The organism is Streptomyces endophyticus, from assembly GCF_035798155.1.
Lineage (GTDB): Bacteria > Actinomycetota > Actinomycetes > Streptomycetales > Streptomycetaceae > Streptomyces > Streptomyces endophyticus.
This window is the reverse complement of sequence record NZ_JAOZYC010000106.1, coordinates 1-315: the sequence shown is the minus strand read 5'-3', so window position 1 is coordinate 315 and position 315 is coordinate 1. Positions and strand designations below refer to the sequence as shown.

Genomic DNA, 315 nt, shown 5'->3' with positions numbered 1-315 from the left:
GGTGTTTCTGGCTTCGACGCTGGTGATGAAACTCATAGATGCATGCCGAGAGCGCATTTTCTCTCGTAAATAAAATTTGCATTTTAATAGTCGCAAACGACGAATCATACGCTCTAGCTGCCTAAGGGCAGCTTGTCCGCCTCTCCGAATACTTGTGGTTAGAGAGTCCGACTGAAGCGCACGCACACAAGTCCGTATGAAATCAAGCCTTGGGGTTTCGTACTAAATTAAAAGGATCGCGATTTGTACCCTGTTCGTCGGGTCACAAAGAGTTAAAACAGTAGACGATATCTAAGCATGTAGTATTCTCGAGCG

General features: G+C 45.7%; 1 other RNA gene. It reads left to right on the top strand.

Annotated features, from left to right (window positions below):
- Positions 1 to 315: a transfer-messenger RNA gene (gene ssrA, locus OKJ99_RS15535) on the top strand; the annotation flags it as partial.